Origin of the sequence: Enterobacter cloacae complex sp. P47BA (assembly GCF_014930485.1) — a bacterium.
Classification (GTDB): domain Bacteria; phylum Pseudomonadota; class Gammaproteobacteria; order Enterobacterales; family Enterobacteriaceae; genus Enterobacter; species Enterobacter bugandensis.
In genome coordinates this window covers 62,290-74,069 of sequence record NZ_JADBRF010000020.1, presented here as the reverse complement: position 1 = coordinate 74,069, position 11,780 = coordinate 62,290, and the positions used below count along the sequence as shown (strand labels likewise).

Here is an 11,780-nt window from a genome sequence, read left to right as displayed (position 1 = left end):
TTATCTCTTAGTGATGTTGTCTGGTTTGCGAGAAGGGAGTACTCAATGCAAACAGAGTAACAAAGAATATTAGGGCTTCTGAGCTCAATAAAATGACGTCCGTCAGGCCATAGAGTAATAAGAGAAGCATCGTTGTCAGCAGCAGGTCATTTCGGTTTTTAAGCGCGTAAGCGATCATCGAAACGAAGAAAAAGAGTAATATCGCCAGACCCGGAAGCCCCTGCAGAGAGTATTTTTCGATAAATTCATTGTGCAGATGTATCCTGATATACTCGAGTGCGGATACGAGGTGCGGGTGCCCCTCTTGAACATAATGCTGTGACCATACCTCGCGATCTTCGATTGACTGTCCCAGTGGGTGGGCCAGACCGTTCTGAAGACCCACTGTCCACATGGAAAAACGCGCCCCGAGTGACGTGGCGTCGATGCCTTGTTGGTAGATTGCAAATTCCCTCTGCGTTTGATCTATCTTAGGCGAGATCAACGGTTTGTAGCTAACGATAATAATGCCCGCCACAACACATAAGAAAATCAGCATTGATTTAAGGTGAATTCTTCTGAAATGGTAAAGGGTCAGCACAATCGCCATAAGCAAATACAGCCCCATGGCAGCACGCGTCCCTGTCAAAAGAATAACGAACCAGGAAATTAATACGGTGAGACCCGCTACAACATACAATTTTCTGTTTTTCTGAAGATAAAGACTGTATATCAGCGCCAGCGACAGTACAGAGTATACATAGGCTGACACGGTCGCACGATTTATGGCCATCTCGATACGCCCCATTCCCTGGCAGGCCTGCCATAAGCCATATCCCGTGGCGAGGACAAACCCTGTACCTGCCGCGTACAGGAAGTACTTCTGGAAAGCGCTTTTATCGACGTAAGTTTTAAACCGGTCAAGATAGAAAACGAGAATGCTCGCTAATATCAGTTTCTTACTGGCACCCAGATAATCGCTGTAAGCGTTTAAACCTTCGCTATGATATTCGTACACCATATACCAGACAAGATTGAGTAGCCCAATCAGCAATATGGGGAGCGCGATTGAAAAGGGGCGCAGGGTGATTTTTTTATATTCGCAAGCTAAGCCGATAATGCTGGCATAAACCGCAATATAGAAAAATTCGCGTTGTTTACCTGAGCTCAGCAGCGCCAGTGCAAACGAAATGAGGCTCAAAATCAGCGTCAGCTGATAGAGCCGCAGTTTTACTTTTTCCATAATGCCTCAATGACCCTTTTTTTGTAGCTGAAACGTACATCTCTGGAGAAGAAAAAAGAGAAAGAATAAAGTGCGTTTACCCGCGCCTTAACCTGTTTGAGCTGCAGGTCGGTCAGATATTGTCGGTGATTACTGTAAATATCAAACCAGTGGCAATTAATAAGCTGCTTAAATGATTGCGGGAATGTATTTTCCATCTGTAGTGTACATTCAATCAGCGTGGCGATTTTGCTGGCGTCAAGACGGCTCGACAAACTGTCGCTGCGTTTGATGTAATAGTAGTGTCCCTGGCGCTGATAGAATATTTTGTGCGATTGCATCAGCATGCCGGGAAATACCGCGAAATCTTCATAGCAGACCATAGACGGGATCGGGTTGCTTGCATACAGCTTGCGGTGGATGAATTGCCCGATCAGATGCGCCTGAAAATCTTTGTGCTGCAGGAAACGCTTTATTGCATCATTTTGCGATAATGAGACGGGCGTGAATCCCTGCCAGGCGGAGGTGATTTTCCGCATATCGCGTATTTCCAGCAGGCGCGTCAGCAACATATCAGGACGCTCTGCTTTCAGGAAGGCGATGGCATCCCGGATGCTACCCGGCTTTAACAGATCGTCGCTATCAAGCATCGTGATGTAATCGCCTGACGCCAGTGAGACTGCGCTGTTTCGAACATGCCCTACGTTACGGTACTCAACGTATTGGCATTGCGCATGCGGAAGCTTTGGCAACCACGCCTCAATAATATCCTGTGTGGAATCGTTGGAACTGTCATTAATGATAATAACTTCTACATCATCGCCTGCATTCTCAATCGCGTTTTGCAGACTTTCCAGCGTGGCGTGAAGCGTGTTTTCGGCATTATGTGCGGCAATAATGATGCTGAGAAAAGCCATAGTAATTAGTTCCCCTGAGCATCAAAGGCAGATTTCGCTGTTGGTAGCCCGCAAATGAAATGTTTGAGTTCGTCCAGCGATTCATCTGTTACCGCGAAGAGTTCTTCCCGGCCTTGCGGGAAATAATAACGAGTTTCAAAAACATACGAGCAAATATTATCATCGTTGCCAATCAGCATCACGTTGCCAAGCGGGCGCTGCTCGTAGTGACAGCACGGACCGAACAGTAAGACGACCGGCACGCCAACCGCATCGGCGATGTAGACATTCCCCGAGTCGGAGGCGATATAACAATCCATTTTAGAAATTGCCCATGGAAGCTCTTCAAGCGAGATCTTGCCAATCAGATTAATAAAGTTGGGCAGTTCACCGTAAGCGCGGGTGATGTCATCCATCCAGGACTGTTCATTTGGGGCGCCAAAGACATAAAACTCGCAGGGCAGGTCGGCGAGACGATCGGCAATTTGCTTCCAGATGACAGGCGGAACGGTTTTGGCTTTATTCCCGGCGGCGATACTGATGCCAATGCGGACCGCGCCGGGTTTATCAAGGATCGCCGGATAAGTCGCGGGTTTAAACAGTGGCTTTGTGGCGTGCTTTGGAGAGTCTTGCCAGGTCAGAGCGCGGTCGGCCAGCTTAAGATAGTCAGTGACTGTTAACGTTTTTCTACCGTGGTCAACCGTACCATCGGCCGTTGAATAGAAAATCCCGTGATACCACCTGCGCGTGTAAGTGCTTAAAAATTGCTTGTTTTTGGCGTTACAAACGGAGGCGAAAAAAAGATTCACGCTGTTAGGCTGCAGAAGGTAGACGTTGTCATAGCGGTTCATGATCCTGCAGGCGAAACAGAGCTTACGCCACAGGTTACGCTTATGCTGCTCAATAAAATAAATCTCTTCGACCGTCTCGTCGTGCTTCGCCAGCGCACCCACGCTGCGGCTGATGAGTACGTCGCTTTTTTGCAGCCAGGCCAGAAGAGGCGTTGCATTAACAAAATCACCGATTTTGGCTGTCTGAATGACCAGGTTTTTCCCTGTCTCTTTGCGCAACAGCTTCCGGATAAGCTTCACCGGAAAGAGTAAAATCAGCAGAAATACGTAACTCATGGGTTAAATATCCCTGTTGGAAAGCCAACGGCTGCCCTGTAAAAATGAAAAAATCGCATCTGCGCTGATATCCTTCGTTTGCTGAGTCGGGCTGACCATCTGATGCTGGTTTTTGCCATAGCCCCCGATCAGGCCGGGATCGGTCGGGCCAAAAAGGGTGATATTTGGGCGATCCAGCGCCGCGGTTAAATGGCTTAAACCCGTATCCACGGAAACAACGGCGTTAGCGCCTGCCAGCTCTGCGGCAACCTGCGCCAGCGTGAGTTTGGGTAACACCTCGACGTGGGAAAAGCCTGCTGCCAGACGCGCCGCACGCTGTCGCTCATGCTCAGCGCCCCACGGGAGTTTAATATGGATACCGGAGGGTTGCATTAGTTCAATCAGCCTTCGCCAGTGCGTTTCCGGCCAGTGCTTATCGTCGCGCGTTGTGGCATGCAGGAAGACAAGATAAGGCTGAGCACAGGGATCTGTATTGCGCAAAAAGTGCTGTGCAATGGCATAGTCGCCCTGGGTTTCCGGTTTCGCATAGCCGAGGCTTTTCGCAAACAGCTCGCGGGTGCGTTCTACGGCGTGCTGCTGCTTTGCGATGTGGTGGCGGCGGTTATAGAACAGACTCGCCAGCGGTTCGCGGGCGGTGTGCCAGTCCATGCCGTGCTTTACGCCGTGCGCCAGACGCGTGACCAGCGCCGCGCTTTTCACCAGCCCCTGCGCGTCGATAATCGCGTCGTAACGCTGCGCCTGCACCGTTTCACGGAAGGCTTTACGCTCGGCTTTAATCGGCGCGGAGAACCACGCTTTGCGCCAGCGGCGAATCGCGACCGGGATCACGCGGTCAACCGCTTCATGCCAGGTGGGGATCTGCGCGAAGCCTTCTTCTACCACCCAGTCAAAACGGATGCCGGGGATGGCCCGCATCGCGTCCGTCAGCGACGGTAGCGTATGCAGCACATCGCCCATTGAGGAGGTTTTAACGATCAATACCCGCATCCGTTATCCTTCTTCGCTCAACAGCAGTTCGTTGAGCTCTTCGAGAACGCGCTCTGGGGTAATGTCGATCAGGCTCTGATGGTAACCTTCAGCGGCATCGCCTTTGCGTACCTTGTGGTAGCCGGTGATCAAACGGATTACGCGCGCTTTGTGCGACAGCGGCGGCGTGAAGTCCGGGCTGCTTGGGCCATACAGCGCGACCAGCGGACGGTCCAGCGCGGCGGCGACGTGCATCAGGCCAGAGTCATTGCTGACCACGGCCTTACAGGCGGCAATCAGGATAACGGCCTGCTCAAGCTGCGTTTCTCCAGCCAGGTTACGGCACCAGGCCTGCTGTTCATTACTGAGTGTGGCGAGAATTTCGTTGCCCGCCTCGTGATCCTTCGCCGAGCCAAACAGCACAATCTGGTAGCCTTCGTCGATCAGCTGTTTCGCCAGTTCGGCGTAGTGGTAGTGCGGCCAGCGTTTTGCCGGGCCAAATTCTGCGCCGGGGCAGAAGCCAATCAACGGGCGTTCAGACGAAAGACCAAACGCGCTGCAGGTCTGGGACTTCTCGCCGTCGTGCACCTGAAGCTGCGGCCACAGCAGCGGCTGCGGCAGGTCTTTCGCGCTGCGCATCACCCCTTTGTCGTAGGCCAGCGCCACGTAGCGCTCCACCATCAGCGGCCAGGCCGCTTTATCCAGCACCCGCGCGTCGTTCAGCAGACCGTAGCGCATTTCGCCGCGCCAGCCGGTACGGTGCGGAATGCCCGCAAAGAAAGGTACGAGGGCGGATTTAAAGGAGTTTGGCAGCACGTACGCACGGTCATAGCGCTTCTCGCGCAGGCTATGACCGAGCTTGCGGCGTTCGCCGATTTCCAGCGCCCCGTGGCCGAGCGGCATCGGGATAGCCTCGTTTACTTCCGGCATACGCGATAACAGCGGACGGCACCATGCGGGTGCCATCACGTCGATTATCGCCTGGGGATAACGCGCCTTGAGCGTGCGATAGAGACTTTGCGACATCATCATGTCGCCCACCCATGACGGGCCGATCACCAGAATCTTCATACTTATGCGTCGCGGTTCAGCCAGGCCATATATTCCGTTACGCCTTCGGCAACGGTCTTGAACGGCTTGTCATAACCCGCTGCGCGCAGGTTGGTCAGGTCGGCCTGCGTGAACGCCTGGTAACGGCCCTTCAGCTTGTCCGGGAACGGAATGTACTCGATGCTGCCTTTCTTATGATATGCCAGCGTCGCGTCTGCCACCGCCTGGAAGGATTCCGCGCGGCCAGTGCCCAGGTTGAAAATGCCGGAGACGCCGTTTTCCAGGAACCACAGGTTTACGGCTGCAACGTCGCCTACGTAGACGAAGTCACGCTTGAAGCCGTCGCTGCCTTCGAACAGTTTTGGACTTTCACCATTATTCAGCTGGGTGTTCAGGTGGAACGCCACGCTCGCCATGCTGCCCTTGTGTCCTTCGCGCGGCCCGTAAACGTTGAAGTAGCGGAAACCGACAACCTGCGAGTTCGCTTCCGGCAGGATCTGACGCACGTACTCGTCAAACAGGAACTTGGAGTAGCCGTAGACGTTCAGCGGCTGCTCGTATTCGCGGGATTCAATGAAGTCCGAGGTGCGCCCGCCGTAGGTTGCCGCGGAAGAGGCATACAGGAACGGAATTTCACGCTCCAGGCAGTAGTGCAGGATCTCTTTAGAGTACTGATAGTTGTTATCCATCATGTACTTGCCGTCCCACTCGGTGGTGGAAGAGCACGCACCTTCGTGGAAGATGGCTTCGATCTCGCCGAACTCTTCACCCGCCATAATCTGGATAAGGAAGTCTTCTTTATCCATGTAGTCAGCGATGTTCAGATCCACCAGGTTAACGAACTTGGTGCCGTCTTTCAGGTTGTCCACCACCAGAATGTCGGTGATGCCCTTATCATTGAGGGCCTTGATAATGTTGCTGCCGATAAAGCCCGCGCCGCCGGTAACGATGATCATAACTGTAACCTTTGAAGTGTTGAGCCCAGGGACAATCCCGGACGCTAATATTCATATCATATCATCACAATGCCCGGTCTTCAGCCATTCACCGATATGCAGCAGGGGTACACGTGATTTATGCTGCAAAAACGAGAAGAGATACGGCGTCATCTCGTCATGAACTATAGGTTTGGGTAATATGTGCCAAAATTTGCCGAGTCTGGAGAATTGCAATGCGTGGTGATTTTTACAAACAGTTAAACAGCGACCTCGACACCGCACGTGCGGAAGGGTTGTTCAAAGAAGAGCGTATTATCACGTCTGCCCAGCAGGCGGATATCACCGTTGCCGACGGCAGCCATGTGATCAACTTTTGCGCGAACAACTACTTAGGTCTTGCGAATCACCCTGAGCTGATTGCCGCCGCGAAAAACGGCATGGACACCCACGGCTTCGGCATGGCCTCCGTGCGCTTCATCTGCGGTACCCAGGATAGCCACAAGCAGCTTGAGCAAAAGCTGGCAAACTTCCTCGGAATGGAAGACGCGATTCTGTACTCCTCCTGCTTCGACGCCAACGGCGGTCTGTTTGAAACCCTGCTCGGCGCAGAAGATGCGATTATCTCCGACGCCCTGAACCACGCCTCCATCATCGACGGTGTTCGCCTGTGTAAAGCGAAGCGTTTCCGCTACGCCAACAACGACATGGTTGAGCTGGAAGCGCGGCTGAAAGAGGCCCGTGAAGCGGGGGCTCGCCACGTGCTGATCGCGACCGACGGGGTATTCTCCATGGACGGCGTGATCGCCAACCTGAAGGGCGTGTGCGACCTGGCGGATAAATACGACGCGCTGGTGATGGTCGATGACTCCCACGCGGTCGGTTTTGTCGGCGAAAACGGCCGCGGCTCCCATGAATACTGTGACGTGATGGGCCGCGTGGACATCATCACCGGTACGCTGGGCAAAGCGCTCGGCGGCGCGTCTGGCGGTTATACCGCTGCGCGTAAAGAGGTGGTTGAGTGGCTGCGTCAGCGCTCCCGTCCGTACCTGTTCTCCAACTCCCTGGCGCCGGCCATTGTTGCCGCCTCCATCAAGGTACTGGAGATGGTGGAGTCCGGCGCTGAGTTGCGCGACCGCCTGTGGTCCAACGCCCGTCTGTTCCGTGAAAAAATGAGCGCTGCAGGGTTTACCCTGGCCGGTGCTGACCACGCGATCATTCCGGTGATGCTGGGCGACGCAGTTGTGGCGCAACAGTTTGCCCGTGAGCTGCAGAAAGAAGGGATTTACGTCACCGGGTTCTTCTTCCCGGTGGTACCAAAAGGTCAGGCGCGTATCCGCACCCAGATGTCTGCGGCGCATTCGCCTGAACAAATTGAGCGTGCGGTGGAAGCCTTTACCCGCATCGGCAAACAGCTGGGCGTAATTGCCTGAGGACGTGTGATGAAAGCGTTATCCAAACTGAAAGCGGAAGAAGGGATTTGGATGACCGACGTGCCGGAGCCGGAAGTCGGTCATAACGATCTGCTGATCAAAATTCGTAAAACCGCCATCTGCGGTACTGACGTTCACATCTACAACTGGGATCAGTGGTCGCAAAAAACCATTCCTGTCCCAATGGTTGTCGGTCACGAATATGTTGGTGAAGTGGTCGGCATCGGCCAGGAAGTCAAAGGCTTTAGCATTGGCGATCGCGTCTCTGGTGAAGGCCATATTACCTGCGGTCACTGCCGTAACTGTCGCGGTGGCCGTACGCACCTGTGCCGCAACACCGTCGGCGTGGGCGTAAACCGTCCGGGCTGCTTCGCGGAATACCTGGTGATCCCGGCGTTTAACGCCTTCAAAATCCCGGACAATATCTCTGACGATTTGGCCTCTATCTTCGACCCGTTCGGCAACGCGGTACACACCGCGCTCTCCTTCGACCTGGTAGGTGAAGACGTGCTGGTCTCCGGCGCCGGCCCAATCGGCATTATGGCGGCAGCCGTGGCGAAGCACGTGGGTGCGCGCAACGTGGTGATCACCGACGTGAATGAATACCGCCTGTCGCTGGCGCGCAAAATGGGCGTCACCCGCGCGGTGGATGTCTCGAAAGAGAGCCTGACCGACGTGATGGAAGAGTTGGGTATGACCGAAGGCTTTGACGTGGGTTTGGAGATGTCCGGCGCGCCGCCGGCGTTCCGCACCATGCTGGACACCATGAACCACGGTGGCCGTATCGCGATGCTGGGCATTCCGCCGTCAGATATGTCCATCGACTGGAACAAAGTCATCTTCAAAGGGCTGTTCATCAAAGGCATCTATGGCCGCGAGATGTTCGAAACCTGGTACAAGATGGCAGCGCTGATCCAGTCCGGCCTGGATCTGTCCCCGATTATCACTCACCGTTTCTCCATCGATGAGTTCCAGCAGGGCTTCGACGCGATGCGTTCCGGCCAGTCAGGGAAAGTGATCCTGAGCTGGGATAAGTAAACAAAAAGGGGCCTCAGGCCCCTTTTTTACTGATTCTTTTTCTCTTCGTCCGTCAGGTAGCGCACCTTGCGGGTATAGTCCTGCCCTTTGAACAGCAATTTGTTATCCGGCGATTCCAGATACTTCTGCCATTCGGAAAGCGGGAAACCCCCGTGCGCGCCAATCACCTCTTTCGGCACAACGGCTTCCTGACCGCCGATCTTCTTGGAGACCGGCCAGTTCATCCAGTCGCCCAGGTTAACCGTTTTAACATCCAGCATGTCCAGCAGCGCAGCGAGCGGCAGCTGATCGGTCGGCGGCTGCGTGTCGTCCATCAGCTCCCAGGTATCCTGGAACAGCGTCAGCCACAGCGGGCAAATGCGACGCCAGGTCTTTTTGGTTGCGGCAAGAAACGCGCCGTTAACGTGATCGACCAGATACGGGCGCACCGTTTCTTTGTAATAGGCCGGCACTTTTTCTGCGGGGGCGCCGTCCAGCTTGGCAATCATTTTGCCCTGACGGAAGCTGGAGTAGATGTGCATATCGGCCATGTTGATCTGGGGCATCTTGAGCAGGTTGAGATCGGAGTCGATCATCAATACGCCTTCTCCGCGCGCCTGAAGCGGAGCGTTAAGCTTCACCAGACGGCTGAGGTAGATTTGCTTATAGCGGTACCCCTCTTCACGTTTTGGCAGCGTGAGGGTCACAACGCGGGTTTTTGGCGGCAGCTCGCCGAAAGCGGATTCAGGCTGATCGCTGACGATAACAATCTCGCTGACGTCGGTGGCGTAACGCTCTGCAAAGGTCGCTGATAATAACGCCTCTTCGACGAAATCCGCGCCCGTACAAGGGATCACGATGGAATCAACCGCAACGAGATCGCGCGTGACCGGAAGGGAAGCGTACGGAATGTTATGACGCCCGGTAATGTGGCGGTAGCGAGCATTCAGGAATTTAAACATGTTCTTCTCGTTTGGTTATTGCGCGCCAAGAACGGCCTCGACACCGTTAACATAGCTTTCAATGGCATACACGTTGCAGACATTCTGGTGCGCGGCTGCGGCGAGCCGGGCGCGCAGAGCAGGATCCTGCCAGATATTATCCAGATGTTGAGCAAGTTGCGACACATCGCTCCACGGGAACAGCAGCCCGGTCGACTCATGGTCGATCAATTCTGCCGTGCCGGTTACCTTTGAGCCAATCACCGGAATATTCAGCAGCATTGCCTCCAGCACGACGCGGGGCAAACCTTCGCTCTTCGAAGCCAGAATAAACGCGTCAAAGGTGGCGAGATAGTCAAAAGGCGTGTTCTGGAAACCGGTAAAAATGATGTGCTCAGCAATCCCCAGCGCGTCAGCCTGCGCCGTCAGCGCGCCGCGTTCAGCACCTTCGCCGACCAGCACCATCTTCCATTTTGCCTGCGGGTGCTTCTGGTTGAACTGGGCCAGCGCCTCCAGAGTATGGTGGTTGGATTTGCGAGGGATAAGCGACCCAATGCTGCCGAACACAAAGGTGTCGTCATCGATGTTCAGACGCTGGCGCATCGCGCGTCGGTCAGGTAAAGGCTGGTGGATGTCGATGGCATTATTGACCGTCGTACACAGTTCGGGCCGGACGCCATGCTGAAGAAGCACGCGTTCAACGCCGTGCGAGACGGCGATGATTTTTGTGGCGTGGGCATTCACCAGCTTCACCAGCGGCGGGGTCAGCACCGGTTCAATCCGGCAATGCTGAATTATCCGCGCATGCAGGTTCGCGCCCGCCAGATAACCCTCTTCGTTAGAGCCCGGCTGATTGTTCATGTACAGCGTATCGAAACCGCCTTCCCTGAAAATCGTCTCGATCTTGCTGACGTTGGGCCGGATGCGCCAGAGCGTATCAATATGTCGGGTAAATGCCTTGCGGGCGCTGCGCGAGAAAAATAGCAGGCTGCGGCCCAGCTCTTTCGCAACCTTCGCCCATCCGGGCTGCTTTTGCTGCGGAATGACAATTAACGGGATGCCAATGCCGTTCAACACCTGGCCGATGGTTTGTCCTTCGGCCCGGCTGTAATCACTGTAAAAACAACAGGTAATATCGAACTTCTCGCGGTTAATCCGCTTCAGAAGCTCGAGCATGCTGTTGGTGCCTCCTCCCCACTCTTTACCGGTATCGAGGAGCAGAATTTTGTGTCGCTGTGGCATCTTTCTACCTTAATCGCCTGTCACTGGGATTGGTTCGCTGAGACTTTTTTACCCCATCCCTGCCACTGGTGCTGGAAGTACTGCACCAGCGTACTCTGGCCCACGCTTTCGCTGATGACCGCAAAGAAGCGGGTTGCATGCACCGGCTCGAGCGGCTTTTTCAGCGCGCAGTTCTTCACGCCGCGGAACGGATTACGCGGCTGCGTTGCCGGAGGTTGAGCGCTTTCCGGACGAGACGTGTCAACCTGCGGTTCATTGAGCAGATCGCTCGGGCGTACCAGCGTGATATCGGCGGGTAAGGTCGGCAGCATTTGCTGCAAAACGCGAACGGTAGACGGATGCGGGTGCCCGATGGCAATCGCCGAACCGTTACGGCGCGCCAGCTGTACCGCGCGGTTGAACTGCACGCGGATATCCGCTTCGTTCTGGGAGTCGTCCAGGAAGACTTTACGCTTAATGACCTTCACACCCGTACCCTGAGCGGCACGCATCGCCTGGCTGTTGCCAATGGTCATGCTGTCGAGGAAATAGAGATTGTAACGCTCCAGCGCCTGCATCACCTTCAGCATACCGTACAGGCTGGAGGTCATCGCGCTACCCATATGGTTGTTCAGACCCACGGCATACGGCACCTTGTTGTAGGCGTCGCGGATGATGCGCTCGATCTCATCGCTGCTCATATCCGGGCGCAGGGTGTCTTTTTCCAGCGGCTGCTTGCTGAGCGGTGCCATCGGAAGATGGATGAGGACCTGGTGGCCGCTATTGTGCGCTTTGGTCGCCATTTCATGCGCGTGAGGCGCATTCGGCAGGACGGCGACGGAGATGGCTGACGGCATCGCCAGCACCTGATTTTCATAGTGTGGTCGATAACCGAAGTCATCAATCACGATGGCGAGTTTACCTGCATATACCGGTGCAGCCAGCGCCAGTGCGCTGACGACGGAGAGAACCATTCGACGAAATTGAAGCAAA

General features: G+C 54.8%; 11 protein-coding genes. 2 read left to right on the top strand and 9 right to left on the bottom strand.

The window, feature by feature from the left end:
• Positions 1 to 7: 7 nt before the first annotated feature.
• From IM299_RS18950 to rfaD, 6 genes are read right to left on the bottom strand one after another with little or no spacing between them, the layout of a single operon-like run.
• Positions 8 to 1,222: an O-antigen ligase gene (locus IM299_RS18950; RefSeq protein WP_193357943.1), complete on the bottom strand. Its 1,215-nt coding sequence runs from the start codon at positions 1,220 to 1,222 to the stop codon at positions 8 to 10.
• Positions 1,210 to 2,118: a glycosyltransferase family 2 protein gene (locus IM299_RS18945; RefSeq protein WP_041911662.1), complete on the bottom strand. Its 909-nt coding sequence runs from the start codon at positions 2,116 to 2,118 to the stop codon at positions 1,210 to 1,212. Before IM299_RS18945 ends, IM299_RS18950 begins: the two co-directional genes overlap by 13 nt.
• 5 nt (positions 2,119 to 2,123) lie before the next feature.
• Complete coding sequence (locus tag IM299_RS18940) at positions 2,124 to 3,224, bottom strand: glycosyltransferase family 9 protein (RefSeq protein ID WP_059353786.1); 1,101 nt, start codon at positions 3,222 to 3,224, stop codon at positions 2,124 to 2,126.
• 3 nt (positions 3,225 to 3,227) lie between these two features.
• Complete coding sequence (gene rfaC, locus IM299_RS18935) at positions 3,228 to 4,211, bottom strand: lipopolysaccharide heptosyltransferase RfaC (RefSeq protein WP_060572001.1); 984 nt, start codon at positions 4,209 to 4,211, stop codon at positions 3,228 to 3,230.
• Between the two features lie 3 nt (positions 4,212 to 4,214).
• Positions 4,215 to 5,261 carry an ADP-heptose--LPS heptosyltransferase RfaF gene (gene rfaF, locus IM299_RS18930; protein WP_048958489.1) on the bottom strand — a complete coding sequence of 349 codons (1,047 nt, stop codon included), beginning with the start codon at positions 5,259 to 5,261 and terminating at the stop codon, positions 4,215 to 4,217.
• A gap of 2 nt (positions 5,262 to 5,263) precedes the next feature.
• Positions 5,264 to 6,196, bottom strand: coding sequence for an ADP-glyceromanno-heptose 6-epimerase (gene rfaD, locus IM299_RS18925; protein ID WP_048958488.1), 933 nt, complete (start codon positions 6,194 to 6,196; stop codon positions 5,264 to 5,266).
• A 215-nt stretch (positions 6,197 to 6,411) separates the two neighbouring features.
• Between rfaD and kbl the strand changes: the two genes are divergently transcribed.
• Both kbl and tdh read left to right on the top strand, forming a co-directional pair.
• Positions 6,412 to 7,608: a glycine C-acetyltransferase gene (kbl, locus tag IM299_RS18920; RefSeq protein WP_045630245.1), complete on the top strand. Its 1,197-nt coding sequence runs from the start codon at positions 6,412 to 6,414 to the stop codon at positions 7,606 to 7,608.
• Between the two features lie 9 nt (positions 7,609 to 7,617).
• Positions 7,618 to 8,646, top strand: coding sequence for an L-threonine 3-dehydrogenase (gene tdh / locus IM299_RS18915; RefSeq protein WP_006812404.1), 1,029 nt, complete (start codon positions 7,618 to 7,620; stop codon positions 8,644 to 8,646).
• Between the two features lie 26 nt (positions 8,647 to 8,672).
• Here the strand turns inward: tdh and IM299_RS18910 are convergent, their stop codons facing one another.
• Genes IM299_RS18910 through IM299_RS18900 form a run of 3 tightly spaced genes read right to left on the bottom strand, consistent with a single transcriptional unit; the run spans position 8,673 to position 11,779 of the window.
• Positions 8,673 to 9,587: a hypothetical protein gene (locus IM299_RS18910; RefSeq protein WP_045260055.1), complete on the bottom strand. Its 915-nt coding sequence runs from the start codon at positions 9,585 to 9,587 to the stop codon at positions 8,673 to 8,675.
• A 15-nt stretch (positions 9,588 to 9,602) separates the two neighbouring features.
• Entirely contained in the window at positions 9,603 to 10,808 is a 1,206-nt protein-coding gene (locus tag IM299_RS18905) for a glycosyltransferase (protein WP_041911655.1), read from the bottom strand.
• Positions 10,809 to 10,828: 20 nt separating this feature from the next.
• Positions 10,829 to 11,779 (bottom strand): divergent polysaccharide deacetylase family protein, encoded by a 951-nt coding sequence (locus IM299_RS18900; protein ID WP_045630248.1) that lies wholly within the window; start codon positions 11,777 to 11,779, stop codon positions 10,829 to 10,831.
• Position 11,780: the final 1 nt, after the last annotated feature.